This window comes from Streptomyces pacificus (genome assembly GCF_011766325.1).
Classification (GTDB): domain Bacteria; phylum Actinomycetota; class Actinomycetes; order Streptomycetales; family Streptomycetaceae; genus Streptomyces; species Streptomyces pacificus.
Genome location: NZ_BLLG01000002.1, coordinates 56,575 through 78,449, shown reverse-complemented (window position 1 = coordinate 78,449; position 21,875 = coordinate 56,575). Strand labels below are relative to the sequence as shown.

Annotated in this window: 17 protein-coding genes and 1 pseudogene; 9 read left to right on the top strand and 9 right to left on the bottom strand. The window is 73.4% G+C overall.

All coding sequences use genetic code 11. The annotated features are described in order from the left end of the window. The first annotated feature begins 44 nt into the window (after positions 1 to 44). Complete coding sequence (locus tag SCWH03_RS03290) at positions 45 to 1,985, top strand: ABC transporter permease (RefSeq protein WP_173261532.1); 1,941 nt, start codon at positions 45 to 47, stop codon at positions 1,983 to 1,985. A gap of 91 nt (positions 1,986 to 2,076) precedes the next feature. Here SCWH03_RS03290 and SCWH03_RS03285 read toward each other — a convergent pair whose 3' ends face one another. After that, the gene (locus SCWH03_RS03285; protein ID WP_173261530.1) at positions 2,077 to 2,394 is read right to left on the bottom strand and encodes a hypothetical protein; all 318 of its coding nucleotides are present in this window, start codon (positions 2,392 to 2,394) and stop codon (positions 2,077 to 2,079) included. Positions 2,395 to 2,597: 203 nt separating this feature from the next. Here SCWH03_RS03285 and SCWH03_RS03280 point away from each other — a divergent pair, with 203 nt between their 5' ends. Then, positions 2,598 to 3,473, top strand: coding sequence for a hypothetical protein (locus SCWH03_RS03280; protein ID WP_173261528.1), 876 nt, complete (start codon positions 2,598 to 2,600; stop codon positions 3,471 to 3,473). Between the two features lie 266 nt (positions 3,474 to 3,739). Here SCWH03_RS03280 and SCWH03_RS03275 read toward each other — a convergent pair whose 3' ends face one another. The 5 genes from SCWH03_RS03275 to SCWH03_RS03255 form a co-directional block, all read right to left on the bottom strand. Further along, positions 3,740 to 3,880, bottom strand: a complete 141-nt coding sequence (locus SCWH03_RS03275) for a DUF6126 family protein (RefSeq protein WP_173261526.1) — start codon at positions 3,878 to 3,880, stop codon at positions 3,740 to 3,742. Beyond that, positions 3,870 to 4,547 (bottom strand): helix-turn-helix domain-containing protein, encoded by a 678-nt coding sequence (locus tag SCWH03_RS03270; RefSeq protein WP_173261524.1) that lies wholly within the window; start codon positions 4,545 to 4,547, stop codon positions 3,870 to 3,872. The genes SCWH03_RS03275 and SCWH03_RS03270 overlap by 11 nt, the downstream gene beginning before the upstream one ends. A gap of 343 nt (positions 4,548 to 4,890) precedes the next feature. Continuing rightward, positions 4,891 to 5,511, bottom strand: a complete 621-nt coding sequence (gene pspAB, locus SCWH03_RS03265; protein ID WP_173261521.1) for a PspA-associated protein PspAB — start codon at positions 5,509 to 5,511, stop codon at positions 4,891 to 4,893. 49 nt (positions 5,512 to 5,560) lie between these two features. Next, positions 5,561 to 6,475: a zinc metalloprotease HtpX gene (htpX, locus tag SCWH03_RS03260; RefSeq protein WP_173261519.1), complete on the bottom strand. Its 915-nt coding sequence runs from the start codon at positions 6,473 to 6,475 to the stop codon at positions 5,561 to 5,563. Between the two features lie 356 nt (positions 6,476 to 6,831). Then, positions 6,832 to 7,245 (bottom strand): ArsR/SmtB family transcription factor, encoded by a 414-nt coding sequence (locus SCWH03_RS03255; protein ID WP_173261517.1) that lies wholly within the window; start codon positions 7,243 to 7,245, stop codon positions 6,832 to 6,834. Between the two features lie 283 nt (positions 7,246 to 7,528). Here SCWH03_RS03255 and SCWH03_RS03250 point away from each other — a divergent pair, with 283 nt between their 5' ends. Next, positions 7,529 to 8,935 (top strand): NAD(P)-binding domain-containing protein, encoded by a 1,407-nt coding sequence (locus tag SCWH03_RS03250; RefSeq protein WP_254076532.1) that lies wholly within the window; start codon positions 7,529 to 7,531, stop codon positions 8,933 to 8,935. Positions 8,936 to 9,179: 244 nt separating this feature from the next. On the opposite strand, the gene SCWH03_RS03245 is transcribed toward SCWH03_RS03250, so the two are convergent. After that, on the bottom strand, positions 9,180 to 9,929 hold the full coding sequence (locus SCWH03_RS03245; protein ID WP_173261513.1) for a MerR family transcriptional regulator: 750 nt from the start codon (positions 9,927 to 9,929) through the stop codon (positions 9,180 to 9,182). Between the two features lie 40 nt (positions 9,930 to 9,969). On the opposite strand from SCWH03_RS03245, the gene SCWH03_RS03240 reads away from it, so the two are divergent. The 3 genes from SCWH03_RS03240 (at position 9,970) to SCWH03_RS03230 (ending at position 13,013) form a co-directional block, all read left to right on the top strand. Further along, on the top strand, positions 9,970 to 10,455 hold the full coding sequence (locus SCWH03_RS03240; RefSeq protein ID WP_173261510.1) for a DUF6194 family protein: 486 nt from the start codon (positions 9,970 to 9,972) through the stop codon (positions 10,453 to 10,455). A 627-nt stretch (positions 10,456 to 11,082) separates the two neighbouring features. Then, positions 11,083 to 11,289 (top strand): hypothetical protein, encoded by a 207-nt coding sequence (locus tag SCWH03_RS03235; protein WP_173261508.1) that lies wholly within the window; start codon positions 11,083 to 11,085, stop codon positions 11,287 to 11,289. Positions 11,290 to 11,324: 35 nt separating this feature from the next. Continuing rightward, the gene (locus SCWH03_RS03230; RefSeq protein ID WP_254076531.1) at positions 11,325 to 13,013 is read left to right on the top strand and encodes a DUF6895 family protein; all 1,689 of its coding nucleotides are present in this window, start codon (positions 11,325 to 11,327) and stop codon (positions 13,011 to 13,013) included. Positions 13,014 to 13,233: 220 nt separating this feature from the next. Here the strand turns inward: SCWH03_RS03230 and SCWH03_RS03225 are convergent, their stop codons facing one another. Together SCWH03_RS03225 and SCWH03_RS03220 are read right to left on the bottom strand one after the other, a co-directional pair. Next, entirely contained in the window at positions 13,234 to 15,021 is a 1,788-nt protein-coding gene (locus SCWH03_RS03225; protein WP_503827448.1) for a S8 family serine peptidase, read from the bottom strand. A 484-nt stretch (positions 15,022 to 15,505) separates the two neighbouring features. Further along, positions 15,506 to 18,313: a LuxR C-terminal-related transcriptional regulator gene (locus tag SCWH03_RS03220; RefSeq protein ID WP_173261506.1), complete on the bottom strand. Its 2,808-nt coding sequence runs from the start codon at positions 18,311 to 18,313 to the stop codon at positions 15,506 to 15,508. Positions 18,314 to 18,619: 306 nt separating this feature from the next. On the opposite strand from SCWH03_RS03220, the gene SCWH03_RS03215 reads away from it, so the two are divergent. From SCWH03_RS03215 to SCWH03_RS03205, 3 genes and pseudogenes are all read left to right on the top strand, one after another. Continuing rightward, positions 18,620 to 19,105, top strand: a complete 486-nt coding sequence (locus SCWH03_RS03215; RefSeq protein ID WP_254076530.1) for a hypothetical protein — start codon at positions 18,620 to 18,622, stop codon at positions 19,103 to 19,105. A gap of 512 nt (positions 19,106 to 19,617) precedes the next feature. Further along, a pseudogene (locus tag SCWH03_RS03210) lies at positions 19,618 to 20,833 on the top strand (sensor histidine kinase). A gap of 263 nt (positions 20,834 to 21,096) precedes the next feature. Next, positions 21,097 to 21,759 (top strand): response regulator transcription factor, encoded by a 663-nt coding sequence (locus tag SCWH03_RS03205; RefSeq protein ID WP_173261504.1) that lies wholly within the window; start codon positions 21,097 to 21,099, stop codon positions 21,757 to 21,759. Positions 21,760 to 21,875: the final 116 nt, after the last annotated feature.

Below are 21,875 nucleotides of genomic sequence, written 5' to 3'. Positions count from 1 at the left end.
CAGCTCCCGTCCCCAGCCCCGCATCCCCGTCCCAGGACCTCCCCATGCCGCCACCGCGCCGCCGCACAGGCCACCGCCCCCGCGCACCGCTCACCCTGGCGATCCCCGCGCTGGCCGCCGTCGTGTTCCTGCTGCTGCCTCTGGCCGGCATCCTCGCCCGCACCCCGTGGGGCGAACTCACGGCGCATCTGACCGCGCCGGCCACGGTGGAGGCCCTGCGCCTCTCCCTCCTGGTCTCGTTCTGGGCGCTCGGCCTCTCCCTGCTGCTGGGAGTCCCGCTGGCGTGGGTCCTGGCCCGCGTGCCGTTCCGCGGCAAGGCGTTCGTGCGCTCCCTGGTGCTGCTGCCCCTGGTGCTGCCGCCGACCGTCGGCGGCGTCGCGCTGCTGCTCGCCTTCGGCCGGCGCGGCCTGCTCGGGCCCTTCCTGGAGGACCGGTTCGGCGTCACCCTGCCGTTCCACACCTCGGGAGCCGTCCTCGCCGCCGCCTTCGTCGCGATGCCGTTCCTGGTGATCGGTCTGGAGGGGGCCCTCGGCGGCCTGCGGCCGCGCTACGAGGAGACCGCGGCGTCTCTCGGTGCCTCACCCCTGCGGGTGTTCCTCACCGTGACGATGCCCATGGTCGCACCCGGGCTCGCCGCAGGAGCCGCCCTGGCATGGGCCCGGGCCCTCGGCGAGTTCGGCGCCACCATCACGTTCGCCGGGAACCTTCCCGGCACCACGCAGACCCTGCCCCTCCAGGTGTACCTGCTGCTGCAGGAGGAGCCCGGTGCCGCCACCTCCGTCTCCCTGCTCCTGCTCGCCATCGCGATGCTGGTGCTCATGGCGCTCAGGGGCCGCTGGAGCGGCAGGCCCGCCGTCCGCGGCCGGGCCGTGCAGTCCCCCGCGGCGGCCGAAGCCGACCCCACCGACACCCCCCAGGCCACAAACACCCCCCAGGCCGGCCCCGGCGGCCGCTGGCCGCTGCGCGCCCGGCTCACGGGCTTCAACCAGCTGACACTCGAGGCGGAGGCCGGCACCACCATCGCCGTCGTCGGCCCCAACGGCGCCGGCAAGACCACCCTCCTGCGCGCGCTCCTCGGCCTCACCGACCGTGCCCACGCCCGGCTCACACTGGGCGGCGCGGACGTCACCGAACTCCCGCCCCACCACCGGGGAGTCGCCTGGGTCCCCCAGGACGGCGCCCTCTTCCCGCACCTCACCGCCCTCGCCAACACCGCCTACGGGCTCCGCGCCCGCGGCACCCCCAGGACCGAGGCCCGCCGCGAAGCCCAGCACTGGCTGGACCGGCTCGGCGTCGGGCACCTCGCACACCGCAGACCCGCGCAACTCTCCGGCGGCCAGGCCCAGCGGGTCGCCCTCGCCCGGGCCCTCGCCGCACGCCCCCGCGCCCTGCTGCTCGACGAACCCCTCGCGGCCCTCGACCAGACCACCCGCGCCCGCGTCCGGCACACCCTCCGCCGGCACCTCGACGGATTCGGCGGTGTCTGCCTCATCGTCACCCACGATCCCGTCGAGGCGGTCGCACTCGCCGACCGCGTCCTCGTGCTCGACGACGGCCGCGCTCTGCAGGACGCGCCGCCCGCCGAGGTCACCCGCCACCCCCGCTCCCCATGGGTCGCCCGCATGCTCGGCCGCAACGCCTGGCCGGGCACCACCACTCGGCACGGGCTCCGGCTCCCCGACGGCGGGACCCTGGTCGTCTCCGAACCCCTCCCGCCCGGCACCGACGCCCTCGCGATCATCGCCCCGGAAGCCGTCTCCGTACACACGAAGCGCCCATCCGGAAGTCCCCGCAACGTGTGGCCCGGCACCGTCCGCGAGATCACCGCCGGCGGCAGCCGGCTCCGGGTCCTGATCACCTCGGATGCCGCACCCGACCTGGTGGCCGAGATCACCCCGCAGGCCGCAGCGGAACTCGCCCTTGTCGAGGGCACGCCGGTGTGGACCAGCGTCAAGGCCACCGAAACGACCCTGGTGCCGTGCTGACCCGCGTGCCTCGCGAGGACCGTGCTCCCCTTCCGGGACCCGGCGGGGCACGGAGGGCGGCAGGCCGCCGCCCGGCCGTCCGGGCCGCGGCCTACTTCGCGTCGATACCGGTGATCACCGGTTGCCCGAGGGGGGCCTCCTCCTCGGAGAGCCCCGCCGACCTGAGCGCCGCGGCGACCAGCTCGCGCGCCCTGGCCTCGGCGGAAGCCCTGTCAGGGGCCTCGACCTCCAGACGGAGGCTGAACGCGGGGGAGTCCGGATAGCAGGTCAGGATGTCGAGATCCGCGGAGGCGCCCCCTTCGGTGGTGCGCGGGTCGGCGGGCCTCAGGACCCGGACGAGCTCCTTGCGCGCCGATGCGGGGAACTCCCTGAGGAACGTGCCGGGCACGGTGACGACGTAGACGGTCATGAACCCCGTCTTCCCGGTCGCGCGCCGGAGCACGCCACCCTTCCCACGCACGCCCCGGAGCGCGGCCCGGGGAACTGCCCGCGCGCGACCACCCACAGGGGGTGTCCGTCGTCCGCGGGCGCCCTGTGACGCGGACGGAACCGGTGGCACGATGGCCGTACCCACCGCCCATGGCCGGCTCCACCTCCCCTGGGGGCGCACGTATGAACATCTGGCTCCCGCCGAGGCACTTCGCCGCGGCGACCGCGGCCGTGCTGGCCCTCACCGCGTGCGGGGGTTCCGGTGAACCCGAACCCCCGGGTGCGCCGGGATCGACTCCGGCCGCACCGGTGACGGCCGCACCGGTGACGGCCGCATCGGTGACGGCCGCACCGTCAACCGCGACGCCCGAGCCCTCGCCGGTGGTCGGCGCACGGACATCCCCGGGGGCCACGGCCGAGCCCGGTACGGCCTCCGAGGGCACCCCACCGCTCGGCTCGTGGAGCCTCCAGCCGCTCTGGCCGTTCAGCACGCTCGCCCAGGCCGAGGCATGGCAGCGTTCCTACCGGTCCGGCGGCCACCGGCCGTGGCACCTCGACCCCGGCCAGACGGCGCTGGCGTTCACCCGTGACTACCTCGGCTTCGAGGACATCGACAGGGTCTCCTCGACCAGGGTCGGCGGCCGGCACGCCCGTGTCGGCGTGGCGCCCACGGGGTCCGAGGGCGGCACCGCCGCCGTCGTCCACCTGGTGCGGTTCGGCACCGGCCCGGACGCCCCCTGGGAGGTCGTCGGCACCGACGACACGACGTTCTCCCTCACCACACCGGCTTACGGCGCGCTGGTGCGTTCCCCGCTGAAGACCGGCGGCCGGATCACCGGAGTCGACGAGAGCATCCACGTACAGGTGCGCCAGCCTTCTTCCGACACGCCGCTGGGCACATCCGCATGCTGTACCCCCGCGGGTGGCGAGAGCCGGCCCTGGTCGGTGACGGTCCCCTTCTCCGGGGCGCGGGACCCCGTGCTCACCGTGGTCGCGTCCACCGGAGGACACGTCGCCTCCGTCGAGCGCTTCACGGTGACCGCGGTCCGCGCCCGCTGACCGCGCGGGGCAACCCCGGTGTCCCCGCCGTGCGCGGCCGGCACAGCGCCGCCGCGCTGCCCGGAGGCCGCACCCGGCGAGGCGTCGCCCGTCCGGTGCGTCGCCGGGACGGGGCGGGCACGGCGGTGAGAGCCGCCCGGGGCCGGATGGACCACCGCCGGATCAGCCGGGTGCGCACCGGACGGACGCGGGGGTGCCGCGGTGCCCCCGGGGGCCTTGCGTGCCGGTTCGCGGCCCCCGCCTCGTCTCCTTCCGTTACTGTGCGCCTACTGTGCGCCGACGGAGAACAGGAGGTAGAGGAAGCCCGCCACGAGGTGCCCGGCCACGATGTAGGCGAACAGGCGCAGGACGAACCCCTTGGGGAACCGTCCGTCTCCGCGCTCGACACCGGTCTTCTCACTCAGCATGATCGTCACCTTCGGAAGGGCTCGTGCGCCGGTCGGCGCCGAGCAGGGTCGGAGCGCCCCCGCCCCCCATGCACAGCTCACTCGCATGGCTCTGCAGGAGGGTGTGGACGAAGAGAAGGTCCGCGCCCGCCGGCGGCACGGCGGTGATGCGGTGAGGGGTGAGACTGTCGTAGTGCGCGGAATCGCCCTGTTCGAGGACGTACTCCTCACCCCCGAGCGAGAGTCTGAGCCGGCCCTTGAGCACATGGAGCCACTCCTCGCCGGTGTGGACGCGGACCGACTCGTGCCGGACCCCCGGGGGGACGTGCACGCGCAGCGCCTGCATCGCCCGCCGGGATCCGCCCGCCTGCCGGTACGTCCACCCGTCCGCCCCCACCGACGCCACCCCCGCGCCCCTGATCACCGGGTTCCGTTCGGGGGACGTCTCCCCGAGCAGGTCGGAGACCGTGGTGCCGTAGGCACGGGCCAGGGTCAGCAGGACCGGCAGTGAGGGCTGCCGCTGCCCGGTCTCCAGCCGGGACAGGTGTGCCGCTGACAACCCCAGCCGCTCCGCGGCCGCCTCGACGGTGAGACCGCCGCGCTTGCGCAGGTCCCTCAGCTGTGACGCGACACCGTAGAGGGCGGCACTCGTCCCCCCGGTGCCCTGCGCGGTGGTGTCCTCGGGCATGCCGCCATTGAGCCATATGATTTCCTCTCGGGCAAGTTTCTTGCCTCGGAGGCAATTCCCTGGGTGTCCCGGGTCTCCCCGACCCCGGCAATCCCGCCGGGCCTGCGCGGGGTTCGGCCGTGCGGTGCTCGGGTGCAGTGTCGCCCTGACGCGCCTTGACGCGCCGTGAGGCGGCCCGTCGCGGTCTGCAGGGGTCGGCCTCTGTGTCGGTCTGCATCGGTCTGCGTCGGTCTGTATCGGTCTGGGCCGGCTTGCGCCGGTCTGCTTCTGCCGGTGCCCGTCCGGGCCGTCCGAGCTGTCCGGGTCGGCCTGTGCCGCCCCGGGCGGCACAGGCCGACCCGGGTCACCGCTGCCCGCCGCCCTCCCCCGGAGCGTCGGCGATGCCCGGGGCGCCCCAGAGGGGGAACCACCGGCCCAGTTCCTCCTCGATCGGCACATCGTCCGCGAGCAGGCTCCTGACCTGGAGTTCCAGTGCGTTGTCGCGCTTCTCGGCCTCTCCCGGGAGGGGCGCGAAGGGATAGAAGGTACCCCGCTTGTAGAGGTACACCAGGGCGAGCACCCGCCCCGTCGCGGTGTCCTGGAATCCGACGAGCGAGCACAGCAGGTGGGGGCCGAAGCCGGCGTCCTGGAGGAGGGTGTTCACGGCATGCAGGTCATTGACCAGCGAGGCGGTGTCGTCGGCCGGATGGCGGGACAGGAGCCAGGTGTATCCGTACGCGTCCCGGGTGAACTCCACGGGCGTCCCGCCGCGTCCGGTGTCGGCGTCGAGGAGGTCGCGCACCTCCTCCCGGATCCTCGTGAACGCCGCACCCTCGACTCCGGCGAAGCACACCGAGCCGGAGCCGGTGGGGGCGAACCCGGCTCCCGCCTGGAGGGTGATCGCCGCCGCGGGCAAGCCGAAGAGCCGGTCGAGGTCGGGCCGTACCGGTTTGCTGCGGCCGAGGATGACGTCGAGGAGTCCCATGGGTCGAGTCCTTGTCACTCGGACGACGGCCGGTGGGTTGCCGGCCCGGTCACGGGCGGCCGAGCTGCAGCGAGATCTTGCCCAGCTGGTCCAGGCGCTGCTCCAGCGTCGGGTGGGAGGAGAGCAGCCGGCCGAGGCTCTCCTTGGAGGAGAACGCCGGGGCGAACCAGAACGCGTTGAACGGCTCCGCCTTGCGCAGGTCCCGTGTCGGGATCCTGGCCATCTGGCCGGTCACCTTGGTCAGTGCCGACGCGAGTGCCGACGGGCGGCCGGTCAGCAGCGCGGCGGCGCGGTCGGCGGACAGCTCGCGGTAGCGGGACAGCAGCCGGGTCAGCAGGAAGCTGATCACATAGACGGCGGCGCTCACCAGCGGTACCACCAGCACGGCCACGGCCGTGTTGACATCGCGGCCGCCGCGGCTGAGCCCGCTGTAGAGCCAGACCCGGACCATCAGCCCCGCGAGTACGCCGAGGAAGGAGGCGATGGTCATCACCACGACATCGCGGTGGGCGACGTGCGACATCTCGTGTGCTATCACGCCCTCGAGTTCCTCCGGCTCCAGGCGGCGGAGGAGACCGGTGGTGGCGCAGACGAGGGCGGTCTTCTCGCTGCGACCGGTGGCGAACGCGTTCGGCACGTCACTGTCGGCGATGGCCACCCGGGGCTTGGGCATGTCGGCGAGGGCGCAGATCCGGTCCACGGCTCCGTGCAGCTCGGGTGCCTGTTCGGGGGTGACTTCGCGGGCGCCCATGCTGTACGCGGCGATCCGGTCGCTGAACCAGAACTGCACGATGAACAGACCACCGGCGATCACCAGGACCAGGAACCAGGAGTCCCGGAGGATGGCCAGCAGCACGCCGACGAAGACGACGTACAGCAGTCCTATCAGGAACATCGTCGTCACCATGCGGGTCGTCAGTCCCCGGTCGGGTGCGTACCGCGAACGAGAACGGGGTCCTGGCATCCGGCTCACCCTCCAGTCGTCGTCCCACTGCTCACTACCGAGTATGCGCCGATGCACCTGTTGTCCGGATAAGTGTGCGGAGTCGCGCTCGCACCCGTCCGCCCCGGCCGTGCGGAGCGAGGGCCCCGTGCGGGTGCCCCGGGCGTCGGGGCGGTCTCCTCGGGAGGTTCGGGCGGCGTCCCGAGGGCCTGGTTCGGCGGCCGGAGCGCCCGGGGTCCCGCCGTCCCGCGGAACGGCCGAATGGGCTGGGTTCCGCCGTCCCGCCGCCGGGAGGTCCCGGGCCGCCGCGCATCCCTCGACCGGTCGCCCCGCCTGGCGTCCCGGCGGCGGTTCTCGCGGTTCTCGCGGTCAGGTGGTCACGTTGCCGGCGTCGGGGCCGGGCTCTGGTCCTGGCTCGGGGCCGGGGCGAAGGCCGGGGCGAGGAGTCTGCCCATCGCGGCGAGGACCGAAGGCTGCACCCGGTAGTAGACCCAGGTGCCGCGCCGCTCCGAGGTCAGCAGGCCGGCCTCCCTGAGCTTCTTCAGATGGTGGGAGACCGTCGGCTGGGACACCCCGACGTCGGAGATGTCGCACACGCACGCCTCCCCGCCCTCGTGCGAGGCGACCGAGGAGAACAGCCTCAGCCGGACCGGGTCGCCGAGTGCCTTGAACATGCGCGCGGCCGTCTCGGCCTCCTCGGCCGTCATCGGGCGTTCGGCCAGTGGCGGGCAGCAGGGCACCGCGCCCTGTCCGGCGGGTTCGGGCGGAGGCGGCGCCTTCGTATACGACATGAGTCTATGTTGACACATATCGAAACACGATCGGGTGCGTTCGCTACCGCCGCTGCCGGGCGGGTGGTGTGTGCGGCGGCCGCCTGCCGGGCGGTCGCCGTGACCTGCGGAGGCGTTGTCCGGGGTCGCGGCGGGCGGCGGGTGCCCCGTCCGCGGTCGGCCGGCTGGGTGGTCGATGCAGCGTTCATTGTTTCGATATCTACCTATGTTGACGCATGTCGAATCAGCTGCCATGCTGACGAGGCAAGGAATCGACAGTTATCGAAATGGAATCGGGGTCATCGTGAACGAGCCCAACGCCGGCCTTCCCGTCGTGGTGATCGGGGCCGGCCCGATCGGTCTGGCCGCCGCCTCCCACCTCATCGCACGCGGCCTCGAGCCGCTGGTCCTGGAGGCCGGCGCCGGTGCGGGCAGCGCGGTGCGGGAGTGGGGCCATCTGCGGCTGTTCTCCACCTGGGGCGAAGTGATCGACCCCGCCGCCGAGAAGCTCCTGGCCACCGCCGGCTGGGTGAGGCCGGACGGCGGCACCTACCCCACCGGCCGAGACTGGGTGCGGCGCTACCTCGAGCCCCTGGCGGACGCCCTCGGCGACAGGGTCCGCTTCGGTACACGCGTCACGGGCGTCTCCCGCCTCGGCCGCGACCGGGTCGTGGACGCCGACCGCGAGAGGCAGCCTTTCACCGTCCGGGTCCTCGGCACCGGGGGCACCGAGGAGAGGATCACCGCCCGCGCGGTCATCGACGCCTCCGGCACCTGGTCCACACCAGGCCCCCTCGGCGGCGACGGCCTTCCTGCCCTCGGCGAGCACTCGGCCGCCGCCCGCATCTCCTACCGCGTGCCCGACCTGCGCGACGAGGCCCAGCGCGCCCGGTACGCAGGCAGGCGCACCGCCGTCATCGGCTCCGGGGCCTCCGCCTTCACCGCTCTGGCCCTGCTGGCGGGCCTGGCCGAGGATGCACCGGACACCAAGGCCGTGTGGCTCCTGCGGCGCGGCCTCTCCGGCTCCACCTTCGGCGGCGGCGCATCCGACCAGCTCCCCGCCCGGGGAGCCCTCGGCCTTGCGGCGAAGGCCGCCGTCGATCAAGGACGTGCCGACGCCGTCACCGGATTCCGGGCCGTCGCGATCGAGACCGGCACCGGCACCGGCACCGGCACCGGCACCGGCACCGGGACGGGCGGTGGGCGGCTGGTGATCGTCGCGCAGGACGGCCGCCGGCTGGACCCGGTCGACGAGGTCATCGTCCTCACCGGCTTCCGCCCCGACCTGTCCTTCCTCGGCGAACTCCGTCTCGGACTCGACGAGCGCCTCCAGGCCCCCGTCGAGCTGGCACCCCTGATCGACCCGAACGTCCACTCCTGCGGAACCGTCTACCCCCACGGCGCGGCGGAGCTCGCGCACCCGGAGAAGGACGTCTACCTCGTCGGCATGAAGTCCTACGGCCGCGCCCCCACATTCCTCGCCATGACAGGATTCGAGCAGGTCCGCTCCGTCGCCGCCGCGCTGGCCGGCGACCACGAGGCCGCCGCACGCGTCGAACTCACCCTTCCCGAGACGGGCGTCTGCGGTGGAACCGGTCTCTTCGACGAGCCCGACGCCGCCTCGGCGGGCGATGGCAGCGGCTGCTGCGCCACCGCCCCCGCGACCCTCCGGATCGGTACCGGAGCCCCGGCCGCATCCGGTGGCCGCTGACCCTGTCACCTCGGCGGGCAGCTGCCCGGCGACTCACGGCCTCGCGAGGCGATCGCACCCCCTCCGGGCCTTCGCGGGCGAGGGAGCGCACCCGGCCGCCGCGCTCCCTCGCCCGGGGGCGCACGCGGCCGCGGCCGGAGCCGCCGATCCGGGTATCCGGTACGGCGACGGTGAGTAGGCGTACGCGCGAGGTGGCGGGCGGCCTCCGGCGCGCCGCGAACCGCACACCCGTACCGGTCACCGGTCATGCCCGCGGCGGCTCCCGCTCGGCCATGACGACGGCCGCCAGGTCCGAGCCGGCTCGGAGCAGGGCCACACTCCGCGCGGCGATCCGGTCGAGACGGTGCCCCAGGAGGCGCCGGGTCTCCTCCAGACCGGCGGGCCCGTGCAGAGAGCCGACGATGTCGCGCACCGCGGGGACGCCGTAGCCCGCGCCCCGAAGCGCCGCGATGATCCGTGCCGTCCTGATGGCCGGGAGTTCGTACCGTCGTGCCCGCAGTGAGGTCACACGCTCAGGCGAGAGCAGCCCCTCCTGTTCCCAGAACCTCAGGGTCGACGGGCGCACCGCAAGCGCTGCGGCGAGTTCGGTGATCGTCATGGCGTCGCTCTGCCGCGCGCACGCGGATCCGCTCGCCTCGGCCCGCACCGCGAGCAGAGCCTCCTGAGCGTGCAGGGCCTCGTCCCTTTCCCGGGCGAGCCGGACGTGCAGCGCGCTGACCGCAGACGCCGCCTGCGCGAGCGTCGCGGTCCGCAGTTCCGGGAGCATCCTGCGCGCCGCGACAGGCCCGACGGCTGCCGCGAGCCCCCGGTAGGCGCGCAGGGCGTGCAGATGGGTCGGCGTGTAGCAGCGGTAGCCGTTGCCCGACCGGGTGGCCGGGGGAATGACTCCCAGCCGCTCCAGGTCGCGGACCTGCTGCGGCGAATAGCCCGACTCCCTTGCGGCATCGGCCGTCCTGAGCGGTCCCCGGCGCGGGCGAATCGGCGGCTTGTCCATCGTCAACCCCACATAAGCACTTGAGGGACATGCTTGAACCATGAGTATCGAACAGATCATCGCCGTCGTGCGGGGTTTCGACGGCGCCCTCGTCATCGTCGCCGAGCCGGGCGGCGATCTCCCCGAGCCCGCATGGGGAGACGCCTTCTGCTACTACGCCCCCGACGGGCAACTGCCGCGGAACGTGCAGCCGTATGCAACGGCCGTCACCAGGAACCAGCCCGGCGACACGGCCTCCGACCTCGACCCGCCGCACCGATGGCGGGTGAACGTGCGGGTGGACCGCGCGGTGTTCGAGGAACTCACCGGAGAGGAGCCGCGCAACCCCGGCCGGCCTCGTGACTACGCGGCCACCGACCGTGTGATGCCGCACCCGGTGTACGGCGCACTGGGCTGGATCTCGGTCGTCAACCCCGGAGCCGGCACGCGGGACACGGTCCTGCGGCTGCTGCGCGACGCCCACGAGGCAGCTCGCGCCCGCTTCGAGCGGCGAGGCCGGCAGGAGCGGCCGCCGGGCAGCGGCTGACAGCGAGAATGTGGGGATGTGGGGATGTGGGGATGTGGGGATGTGGCGTGGCGGCGCCGCGGGTGGGTCCGACGGCCGCGTCACGCCTCGGCGGTCCTGTTCGGGATATGCCGGCCCGCCGGGAGCCACCGTGCAGGGGGTCGAGGGTGCCGGGCCGGTAGGGGGCCGGCCGGCCCGGCACCCGTCCGAGGATGGCCCCGCGGAGCCGCGCGCATCCCTGCCGTCGGGCCGCCCTGCCCCGGCATTCGCGCGGTTCGGTGTCGTACAGAGCTGCCGGAGCTGTTCAGATGTCCCGCCGTCCCGCCGTCCCGCCGTCCCGCCGTCCCGCCACCGCGGGTCGATCCCGGCCGAAGTCCGCCCGGGCACCCGGTCCTTGCCGCTTGCGCCCCCCGACTTCGGGCCAGCCGGCCAGGCCACGTTCCCGGCGGGGCCCGGCGGGCCGGTAGCTCGTCTCCCTCATCCCGAGGTCTTCGTGGCGCGCCTCGCCGCGACCGCCCCGTTCGCCGGAAGCCGGGTCGAGTGAAATCTGACTGTATGAGTTATTGCGCACCCATTCCTCTGCTCTGCCGGATCGGCGGATAGTGAGGGGGAAATGCTCGAATCCGGACTCCGAAAAGGAGGTTCGCCATGCCCTGTCCACCATCGGTCGACGCGCGCAAGGCGCTCGATTTCCTCAGGACCAGTGGTCTGGTCGATCTCAGCGTTCCGCTGGAGCGTGTGGTCGGCCAGGTCAGCCAGCTGGATGATGTCGCGGGCTATGTCCTGGCCTGGGAGCGCTATGTGCTGGTCGTCGCCAACGAAGTAGCGGACGCCGAGGCGTCCACCGACAGCTGAACGAGTGAGGCAAGATGACTGCCGGGAGGATCACGGTGAGCACGGAACGGCCCGGCGCCAGGTCATCTCGAAGGCGCGCGGTGGAGGACCGGGCGGTCGCCTGGCTCGCTGCGCGCCGGGCCATGCTGGACCCGCGCGGCGCTCGGCCGGACAGAGTCCTCTTCGCTCGCAAAGCACTGATCGAGACGGCCTTTCTGGCGGGCCTGCGCGCCCGGCTCGACGACGCGCCGCTCACGGGTGACTACGCCGCCATCCTCGAGCAGGTCGAGGACGCGGCGCGGCAGCCCTCCTACCGGGAGATGACCGCCCGGGACGAGACCGCACTGCTGCTCTACGCGGGGACCTACGCGGCGCTTCGGCTCTGCGGCCGCGACGCCCCGGAGTTCGGGCGCGTCATCCGGCAGGCCGTGGCAGGCGGATACGCCGCTGCCTTCGAACGTGTCCCGTACCGGCAGCTCGACCTGCTCCACACCCTGTACCTGTGCGGAATCGAGCACGATCCGTCCTCCATGGACGCCGTCCTGCCCTTCACCCTGCTGTGCCGGCGGCCGAACGTCCTGAAGCTGACCGATCGCGACGTCTACGCCGTCACTCACACGCTGTTCTACGCCACCGACTTCGGTCTGCGCGAGCCGGCATGGCCCAGCGGGTTTTGCCCCGGAGAGGGAGTCGAACTCCTCGAGGCACTCCTCGTGCTGGCCGAGGCCCGCGCCAACGCCGACCTGGTGGGGGAGCTGCTGTGCTGCCTGTACTGCCTCGGTGTCGCCGACTCGCACGCGACGGACCGCGCCTGGTCCTTCCTCGAGTCGGTCCAGGAGGACAACGGCCGTGTGGCCGGCCCGGAAGGCATCCTCCACCCCGAAGCCGAGGCGATGGAAGCCGACTTCCGGCACTGGGCCGAGGGCTACCACACCACCGTCGTCGCCGCCCTCGCCGGTCTGCTCGAGCGAAGCCCCCGCCGTGGTGAGCCACCGTCGCCCCCGACGGCCGAATCCGTTCCCCTCGGGCCGCATCTGCAGCGGGCGGTGACATGGCTGTGCGACGCGAGCCTGGCGGAGGACCACCGTGCCGGCCTTCCCGGGGTCACGGCGGCCGCCCTCGGGGCGTCGGCGCTGCGGGAACGCGGCCTCGCCCGACCGGGGCTCGCGCACTACGCGGCACAGCTCGCGGATGCCGCCCCGTCCTTCTGGCAGGAGCAGGGAGCGGAGGTTGCGGGGGAGTTCGCCCTGGCGCTCCACCAGGCGGATATCTGCTGCCCCTCCCTGGACGCCTATCTCAGGGCCACGGCGGAGGTGGTCGCCTCGCTCGACGACGTTCCCGCCGATGCCGCCGCGGGTGTGCGCCGGCTGGTCGGCCTCGGTGTCCTCCGCCCGGGCGCGGCCCCGGCTGTTCCCCGGCAGGCCCCGGCTGTTCCCGGGCGGGCCCAGACCGGCGGGCGGCACGCCTTTCCCTTCCAGGACGCCGTCTCCCTGTGCGAGGCCCGCGAGAGCTACCACCTGGGACAGCTCGCGGCGACGGTCCGCGTCCTGGTGAAGGGCGGCTGGGGCCTCCACCGCATCACCCGGGACGCCGTGGCCTTCCTGGTCGCTCAGCAGGACGCCGAAGGAGCCTTCGGCTACCCGGCCTCCGACGACCCGGCGGCGCGCGGGAAGGCGCGGTACTCCTGGACGCGCAGCGCCGTGGTCGCTCTCGCTGCGGCGGTCGAGAGCGGGCCGGCCGGCTGACGGCCGACCGGGGTGTGCGCCGGGGGCCGGACGGAGCGGGCGCAGCATCCGGGTGACGACGGTGCTTTCGCATGGCCGCCCCCGGCCTCCCGTACTGCGTTCCGCCCGTACTGCGTCCCTCCCGTACTGGGCCCCACCCGGTGGGCGGCCCTTCGCCGGGCGGGGAACGCGTGATCTGCCGGTGCCCCCCCGAGCACCGGCAGATCGGTGTGCGCGATCGTCAGAAGGTCAGGCCCCAGGAGTCGATGTACCCGGTGTCGCCGGAGTAGACATCGGCCACCCGAAGCTTCCAGGTGCCGTTGGCTGCGACATCGGAGGCGTCGACGGTGTAGGTGGTCAGCAGGTTCGCCGTGCTGTCGTCGGAGGAGTCCTTCAGGCGCGCGGACGACCCGTCCGGAGCGACGATCTCGATGATCAGGTCACCGCGGTAGGTGTGCTTGATGTCCACGTCGACCTTCAGGCTCGACGGCGCGTTTCCGCTGCGGCCGGTCACCGTCACGGACGAGGTCACCCAGGAGCCCGTGTCGGGGATGCTGACGTCGGTGGTGTTGCGGAAGACGTTCGAGCCCGTGGACGTGGTGCCGCCGGCGCCGAGAGCGGCCCCGGCGTCGGCGAGGCCTGAGCCGCAGCCACCGGAGCACGAGCCCGGCAGCGAACGGGCCTTGCTCTTGATCGTCGACTCGATCTGCGCCGGCGTCAGGGAGGGGTCCGCGTCGATCATCAGCGCGGCGAGGCCGGCGATGTGCGGCGCGGCCATGCTGGTGCCCTGGTAGGCGGCGTAGCTCTCGCTGCCGACGCTGCGGGTACCGCTGTTGAGCGTGGAGAGGATGCCGTTGGAGCTGCTCACCGGGGTCTCACCGCCGGGTGCGGTGATGTCCACGACACTGCCGTAGTTGGAGTAGTAGGCGCGGTTGCCCTGGCGGTCGCTGGCGGCGACGGTGATGACGTTGCTGCAGCTCGCCGGGTTGAAGTAGGCGGCGTTGGCGTTGTCGTTGCCCGCGGCCACGACGATCGTCGTACCCCGGCCCACGGCGGAGTTGATGGCGCTCTGGGTGCCGGCGTCGCAGCCGCCCTCACCGCCGAGGCTCATGTTGATGACGTCCGCGGGGTTGGCGTTGCTCGGCACGCCCTGCACGGAGCCCCCGGACGCCCAGGTGATCGCGTCGATGATGTCGGAGGTCATCCCGCCGCACCTGCCGAGGACGCGCACCGGCTGGATGGTCGCGTCGTAGGCGATACCCGCCACGCCCTTGCCGTTGTTCGCGGCGGCGGCGATCGTGCCGGCCACATGCGTGCCGTGCCAGGAGTTGTCGGACGTCTCCTTCGGCACGGGCTGGCCGTCCTCGTCCACCCCGCACTCGCCGGCGCTCGTCCAGTCGCCCGGGTCGGCCGCGTTGCTGTCGCGGCCGCCGCCGTCCTGGGAGATGAACGGGTCGGAGATGAAGTCGTACCCGCTGATGATGTTGGCGGCGAGGTCCGAGTGCGCGACGTAACCGGTGTCGATCACGGCGACTTTGACGCCCTGTCCGGTGGCCTTGTCCCAGGCCGCGGGAACGTTCATGCCCGCGGTGCTCTCGAAGAGGTCCCACTGGCGCCCGTAGTCCGTGTCGTTCGGGGAGACGGCCGTGGCGTACATGCGGGTGTCCGGCACGACATAAGCGACGTCGGGGTCGGCGCGGAAGGCCTCCATGACGTCGGCGGCATCGCCCTTGTCCAGCTTGCCGCCGAGGTCGAGCAGGGCGGCGCCGGTGCCGAGGCGGCGGTCGAAGCCGAGCGACTCCCCGGCCTTCTTCCCCTTGGCCCGGGCGTCCTTGTCCGCCGCGGAGTCCGATGCGGCCTCCTCCGCACGGGACTTGTAGCCGACGATCAGCCTTTCGACGGGTGCGTCGGCGGCGGCGGAGGGGGGCGTCGCCGGGGAGGCGGCGGGTGTGGGGGACGCGGCGGATGCCGGGGACGGTGCGGCGGCGGAGGTTGCGGCTCCCGTGGCGAGCAGTGCGGTGGCGGTCACCGCGAGCACGGATATGCGAAAGGTTCTTGAACCGTTCAAGGTGTTGCCTTTCCGGTCTGTTTCCGGCTCGCCATGAACTGACGCGTGTCGGTTCGGTTCATGACAAGCCGCCCTGCGGCCGCGTCAGGGTGGGGTGGGGGGCGGCCGGATCGTGCGGAGGCCCCTCGGGAGGCCCCCGCACGCGGTGCTGTCCGGTCGGTGCGCACATCGGGGAACGCCTCGCGGCGGATGTGCGGGCCGACTGGGTAAGCAGAAGGGAACGTATGGCCGGTAGTCCACACGTGAACATCCGGAAGCCGGGTACTACGGATACGTGATTAATCCCTGAACAGGCACGTGCCCGTCCGATTGATCACCTGGTGTGCGGGTTGACTCCTCGCTCAGCCGGCGCCCCGGGGCGGCGCGGGGCAGAAGGAGGCGGTGGCGGGAACGAACGGATGTGAACAGACGCGCGTGGATGCGCGCGGATACGGGCGGGATCCGGTCACTCCGCGCCGTCTGCGCCGATCGGAGTGGTCGCCATCCGCTCCGGTGCCTCCGGCCCGGCCGCCTCCCGCCGCTCGGCGAGTTCCTGGCGTGAGGGTGTGCCCAGCTTCCGCATGGCCCGGGCGACATGCTGCTCGACGGTCCGCGGCGACAGATGCAGCGTCGCCGCGATCTCCTTGTTGGTGAGCCCTGCCGACGCGAGTTCGGCGACCTCCCCCTCGCGCGGGGAGAGCAGGCCGCCGTACGCGGGGCGCCCCGGCGGACGGCCTTCCCTGGCCGGCTGGCGGCGGCGGAGTTCGGCACGGGCGCGCGCGGCATCCCACACCGCCCCCAGCTCGGTGAACCGGGTGGCGCAGTCCGCCAGTTCGGCGGTGGCGCGGGCGGCGTCCACGCCTGCCCCTGTCTGCAGCCCGGCCGCTTCCCGGCCGCCTGCCGCGAGGGACTCGAGCGCGCAGCGCGCCGCCCCTTCGGCGGTCAGCGCCTGTGCGTAGGGGCGCGGCGCGCGCGCGAACACGGCCGAGGCCTCCCGGTACAGGGATTCGGCATCCGGCAGGCGGCCTTCCACTTCGGCGAGCACGGCCCGGCCCCAGCCCGCCGCGGCCGTCGCGGAGGGCGCGTCGACCCCGGCCAGACCGGACGTCAGCTCCTCGAGCATGGCCTGGGCCCCTGCCGTGTCGCCGGTGCGGGCCACCGCCTCGACGGCCCAGGGAACCAGTTCCGCGGTCCACACCCACACGCCCTTCGCCGCGGCCTTGTTCCAGGCGTTCCTGGACTCCTCGGCCGCCGCGGGCAGATCCTGGCGGGCCAGCGCCAACCGGACCAGGGCTCCGGACGTGGCAGCGGCGAGCGGGGCTGCGGCATGCTCGGCAGACGAGGCGTCCGGGCCCGCCAGCCAGGACAGCGCCGCGCCCCAGTCGCCCTGCGAGAGGGCGAGCATCCCGCGGACCATGCGGGCATCCGCACTGATCACCGGCATGTCGGCGGTCGCGGCCACGAACTCCTCGCAGCGCTCCGCCAGATGGGCCCAGCGTCCGGTGAACCACTCGAGCAGCAGTCGCGCGCCCAAGGCGGTGTGCTCGGTGTACGGGGCGCCGCTGCGGGCCGACAGCTCGAGCCCCTCGCGCAGCAGGTCCTCGGCCCCTTCGAGGTGGCCGAGCCACACCGCCGAATCGGCCGCGTTGCACAGCCCCCGGGCCGCGTGCCGCCGGATGCCGGGGTCAGGGTGGTCGGTGGGCAGCGACGTGAGCATCTCCCAGCCCTCGGGGTCCCCGCAACTCATGGCCAGTCCGGCGCGGTTGGCCCGAACCGCCGTGCGGACCACTTCGTCTCCGCTGTCCTCTGCGGCCACCGCCGCGCTCTCGAGCCAGGCGCGGTGCACGTCGATGGAGGAGCCCGGCCAGTACGGCATCGCGAGGGCCGACATGGCGCGGGCCGACAGTCCCGGCCGTTCGCTGCGGAGTTCGGCGGCGGCCCGCTCCAGCTCGGTCCAGCCGCTGCCGCCCATTCCGACCTGGTTGCACAGCAGCAGCCCGAGGTCGAGGCGGACCTCGCCGCGCAGCACGGCGGGAAGGCTCTCGTCCTCCACGATCTGCGACAGCACCTCGACGGTCTGATCCGAACGCAGCCCGTTGACAGCGATGTCGGCGAGCAGCGGCGCCAGCTCGGCCCTGGCGTCCCGGGGTATGTCGGGGGACGCCAGGGCCTGCTCGAGCAGGGTGATGGCCTGCTGGTGGTCTCCGGCGCCGGTGGCCAGGGCGGCGGCCCGCTCGACGGCGCGCAGCCAGGCCCGTATCCGGCCGGCCTCCCGGCGGTGCCCGGCGAGCGCCGTCCACGGCACGGGCTGCCTGCGCACCAGCACGTCGGCGGCTCGCGCGTGCAGTTCCTGCCGTACGGGACCGGGCAGCACCCTCCGCACGGCGCGGGCCGCGAGCGGCACGAACAACCCGTACCTGCGACCGGGGCACTCGGTGAGGACTGCCGCGGCGAGCGCCGCCACCAGCGCGTCGTCGAGTGCCCGGATCCGCCCGGCCCGCTCCCCGGCGGTGCCGCCCGGCGCCCGGCGAGGCACCGCTCCCGCGGCGACCGCCAGCAGTTCCTCCCGCGTCACCGGCTCGCCGAGCACCGCCGCGGCCCATACCACGGTGCGCCCCGGCTCGGGCAGCGAACTCGCGCGGCCCAGCGCCAGTTCGGCCAGGCGAACGGGCACACCTGCGCTGTCGACGTCGGCGGCGGTGTAGCGCGGCAGATCGCCCTCCCGCAGCACCGCCAGCAGGTCGACCACCACCTGCGCGACCCCGCCGGACTGCTCGTGCAGCCGCCCCACGGCCTCCGGTACGCAGCGCTCGCCGAGGGCGTTCACCGCGGCCCGCTGTACCTGCTCTGCGGTCCAGGAGGGGATCCGGTGTTCGAGGACGAGCAGCTCACGCGGGTAGCGCACCGGCCGGGTGCCGAGCGGCAGACCGGGCCGGGGGAGTTCCTCGGGCCGGTAGAGCAGCACGGTGGCGAGCGGGGGCCGGGGCTGCTCCAGCAACCGGCGGAGTGCGCCGAGTTCGGCGGCGTCTGCCCGGTGCAGATCGTCCACCAGCAGCAGGGCAGGCCCGTCACCGACGAGTTCGGGCACGGGGCGTCCCTCGCCGCAGACCCATGTCCTCACTTCGGCATGCGCGGCCTCGGGGAGGGCGGCGAGGCGGCTCACGAGGTGGCTCTTGCCGGTGCCGGCCGCTCCCGCCGCCAGGACGAGCAACGGCTCGTCGGTCTCCGATACGAGAGTCCGCCGCAGTCTGCCCTCCCAGACTGGCGTGCTCATGCTGCCTTCCCCCCTCACGGTCGGATCGCCCCGCGGCTCCGGCCGGGGGGTCGCCCCAGTCTGCCCCATCACCGGAGCAGGCCCGACCGGCCGGGATCCCGGCCGGCGGTGGGGCGCACCCCGCCTCCCGGCCGCCGTCCGACACGGTCGCCGACGTGACGCGTACCCGGACGACCAGCGTGACGGGGAGCGGCGGTGCGGGACAAGGCAGGGTTCCCAGAGGATTCTCATCCTGTTCCCAGCTTCGCCACATGCAGGCGTCCGAGGCTCGACCGTGACACAGCCCCGGATACGAAGGAACGTTCCATGGTGACCAAGAAAGCGCGAGTGGGTCTTGCCGCCGCAGGAATCGCGAGCATCGGACTGCTGTTCCCGGCGGTGGCCCTCGCGCAGGACAGCACGCCGGCCACCGCGCAGGAGACGGCCGCATCCTCCGGTGACACGGCCGATGACGGGGCCGTTGACGGGGCCGGTGACGCGGACGGCCCGCGGGAGGAGCGGCGCGAGTCGCGCAAGGAGCGCCTCCAGGAGCGGCAGGACGAGCTGGCGGCAGGCCTCGCCGAAGAACTCGGTGTGTCCGAGGACAAGGTGAAGGCGGCGCTGGAGAAGATCCGGGGCGAGAAGCAGCAGGAGCGCGAGGCGGAGCGCGAGAAGCGGCTCTCGGAACGCCTGGAGAAGGCGGTCTCGGAGGGAAAGCTCACCCAGGAGCAGGCTGACGCCGCTCTCGAGGCCGCGAAGGAGGGTGTGCTGCCCATGGGCCCCGGCGGGGGACCGGGGCGCGGGCGCGGCTGAGAGCCGGCACCGCGGCAAGCTGTGGACACGCGGTCCCGCCGCAGGGCCGGACGGCCTGCGGCGGGACCGTCGGGCTGCCGCACCGCGGAGGCGGGGCCCGGCGATCGGCCCCCCGGCGCACGGGGAAGGCTCCGGGCGCCGCCGCCGCCGTCGTCGGCGGCGTGCTCCCGGTCCGCGCTCGTCTCCGCGTCCCGTCCTCATGGGCTTCGGGCACCGGGAGCACCGGGCCGTGCCATGGCGGCCCGGCACGGCCTGGCGGGGAGCCCTGACGAGGCAGGAGTCCCGGTGTGCACCCGGCCCCGGCCCCGAGCGCGGCGACGGGTGTGGTGCGAGGGGCGCGGACGCTCAGGCGTCCCGTCTGCCGCCGTAAGTCTTGCTGAGGTCTTTGACGTCGATGCTGGTCATGGGCTCAGCGTGGTCGCCCGGCGGCCGACGGTCATCCCCCGGCCGAGGAGGCCGTCTCCCCCGCGCGGGGGAGACGGCCTCCTCGGCCCGTCTGCCACGATGCGGGCATGCCCGGATTTCTGCTGCCGCTGATACGCGCGGTGACCTACACCCGCTGGCTGCATATGCTTGTGGGCGCGATCGTGCCGTTCGCCTGCGCCATGGTCTATCCGGGGCTGAGCGGCGGCCTGTCGCTTCGCGACTGCTTACTCGTCGCCACCCTCCCCGTCCCGCTCGCTCTGGCCGCCGCCCTGGTGCCCTCGGTCCGCCGGGCGGAGGGGCTGCAGGCGCGGCTGATGCTGTTTCCCGTGCCCCAGCCGCCCGCGGGGAGCGACGACGAGTCAGCCGTCTCGACCGCTCCCTCCACTTCGGGCACCGACCTGGGTCCGCACCGGTGTCTGGCTGGTCCTGCGTCTGGAAGTGGGGCTCGCCGTCGCACTGGTGACTGATCAGTGCCTCACGCTCGCCCTGTCGCTCGCCGGGTCGGGCACCGCGGAGGGTCTTGCCGGCGCGCATCTGCAGGTTCCGGGTCCGGGCTGGGCGCGTGTCCTGCTGGTACCGGTGCCCGTGGCGGTGTTGCTCGTGGTGGCCACAGGAGCGGGTGAGCTGATGGCCCGGGCCGCCGGCCGGCTGCTCGGGCCGTCGGCAGGGGAGCGGCTGGCCGAGTTGGAGCAGCGCACCGAGCAGTTGCTCGAACGCAACAACATCGCACGCGAGTTGCACGACACTCTGGGGCACGCGCTGACCCTCGCCGTGGTTCAGGCGGCTGCCGCCCGCACGGCAGGCGACCAGGCGTTCACCGACCGGGCACTGCAAGCCATCGAGGAGACGGGGCGGACGGCGCTGGAGGACCTGGACCGCGTCCTGCTCGTGCTGAGGGAGAAAGGGCAGCCGCCCGGTACACGTCCGGCTCTGCAGGAGGCGGCCCGTCTGCTGGATTCCGCACGGTCGTCGGGCGCGCAGGTCGACGCTCGGGTGACCGGGGCGTTGGAGCACCTGCCGGGGCCGGTCTCCCGCGAGGCCTACAGGATGCTCCAGGAGGCCCTCACCAACGTACTGCGGCACGCCGGTTCTGTCCCCGTCGGCGTGCGCATCGCCGTCGAGCCTGCGCGGCTGCGGCTTGAGGTGCGCAATCCACTGCCCGCGCGGGCCGCGGAGGCCGCGACGGGCGGCGGTAGCGGTCTGCGCGGGATCCGTGAGCGTGCCGCGCTGCTCGGAGGAGAGGCCTGTGTGGGACGCCACGGCGACCACTGGCTGCTCCGTGTTGAGCTGCCGCTGCGGTGACTCGGGGCCTTGGGCGCACGTCCTTCGCGGCCCGCGACACCTGCTGCACACTCCCCGTGGTCCTTTCGGGGAGGGGAGACCCCCGCGGCGCGGGGTCGGATGCGCTCGCGTTCCTTCGCGTTCCTTCGTGTTCCTTCGCGTTGATTCAGAGCACGTCCGGTACGAGGACGGCCCTCCGCCGTGCAGTCGCACCCGCAGGACGCCGCGGGACCCGCCCTGCGGTCGGACGGACGGAGCTGTGCCACCCACCCTAGGCTGACCGGATGCCGCTCACCGTTCTCCTGGTCGACGATGAACCGCTCGTGCGCATCGGTCTGCGTGCCGTGCTGGAGTCCCAGCCGGACATCGAGGTGGTGGGGGAGGCCGCCGACGGGGCCGCCGTGATTCCCCTGGTACGGCGGCTGCGCCCCGACGTCGTCGTCATGGATGTACGGATGCCGCTGATGGACGGCATCGAAGCCACTCGGACGGTGCTGCGCACCGTGCCGGACCCGCCGAAGATCGTGGTGGTGACGACCTTCGAAAACGACGAGTACGTGTACGGGGCGCTGCGCGCGGGCGCCGACGGCTTCCTGCTCAAGCGGGCACGGCCGGCGGAAATCACGCACGCCGTACGGCTGGTGGCCGAGGGCGACTTGCTGCTGTTCCCGGCGGCGGTGCGGCGGTTGGCCGTCTCCCACGGACGGGGCCACGGCGACACCTCGGCCCGGGACACCGTGGAGCGGGCCGCCCTGACCGGGCGCGAAGGGGAGGTGCTGCGCCTCATGGCACGAGGCCTGTCGAACGCGGAGATCGCCGGGTGCCTTGTCGTCTCGACCGAGACAGTGAAGTCGCACGTCAGCGCCGTACTGGCGAAGCTCGGCGCACGGGACCGCACACAGGCGGTCATCGCGGCATACGAGTCCGGCTTCGTCTCCGCGGAATGAGGGTGAGGCGGCCACCCGCAGCGAGCCGTGGACGCGCCCTGAGGGCGCACTCCGGCCGTATCGCGGCGCCCGTCCGGGGGTGAGCCCTCAGCGCGGCAACGCCGCGACCGGGGGCC

Excerpts from the sequence above, each read along its gene's own strand:
- SCWH03_RS03290 (WP_173261532.1), top strand. The coding sequence starts at position 45 with ATGCCGCCACCGCGCCGCCGCACAGGCCACCGCCCCCGCGCACCGCTC.
- SCWH03_RS03285 (WP_173261530.1), bottom strand. The coding sequence starts at position 2,394 with ATGACCGTCTACGTCGTCACCGTGCCCGGCACGTTCCTCAGGGAGTTC.
- SCWH03_RS03280 (WP_173261528.1), top strand. The coding sequence starts at position 2,598 with ATGAACATCTGGCTCCCGCCGAGGCACTTCGCCGCGGCGACCGCGGCC.
- SCWH03_RS03275 (WP_173261526.1), bottom strand. The coding sequence starts at position 3,880 with ATGCTGAGTGAGAAGACCGGTGTCGAGCGCGGAGACGGACGGTTCCCC.
- SCWH03_RS03270 (WP_173261524.1), bottom strand. The coding sequence starts at position 4,547 with ATGCCCGAGGACACCACCGCGCAGGGCACCGGGGGGACGAGTGCCGCC.
- pspAB (WP_173261521.1), bottom strand. The coding sequence starts at position 5,511 with ATGGGACTCCTCGACGTCATCCTCGGCCGCAGCAAACCGGTACGGCCC.
- htpX (WP_173261519.1), bottom strand. The coding sequence starts at position 6,475 with ATGCCAGGACCCCGTTCTCGTTCGCGGTACGCACCCGACCGGGGACTG.
- SCWH03_RS03255 (WP_173261517.1), bottom strand. The coding sequence starts at position 7,245 with ATGTCGTATACGAAGGCGCCGCCTCCGCCCGAACCCGCCGGACAGGGC.
- SCWH03_RS03245 (WP_173261513.1), bottom strand. The coding sequence starts at position 9,929 with ATGGACAAGCCGCCGATTCGCCCGCGCCGGGGACCGCTCAGGACGGCC.
- SCWH03_RS03240 (WP_173261510.1), top strand. The coding sequence starts at position 9,970 with ATGAGTATCGAACAGATCATCGCCGTCGTGCGGGGTTTCGACGGCGCC.
- SCWH03_RS03235 (WP_173261508.1), top strand. The coding sequence starts at position 11,083 with ATGCCCTGTCCACCATCGGTCGACGCGCGCAAGGCGCTCGATTTCCTC.
- SCWH03_RS03220 (WP_173261506.1), bottom strand. The coding sequence starts at position 18,313 with ATGAGCACGCCAGTCTGGGAGGGCAGACTGCGGCGGACTCTCGTATCG.
- SCWH03_RS03215 (WP_254076530.1), top strand. The coding sequence starts at position 18,620 with ATGGTGACCAAGAAAGCGCGAGTGGGTCTTGCCGCCGCAGGAATCGCG.
- SCWH03_RS03205 (WP_173261504.1), top strand. The coding sequence starts at position 21,097 with ATGCCGCTCACCGTTCTCCTGGTCGACGATGAACCGCTCGTGCGCATC.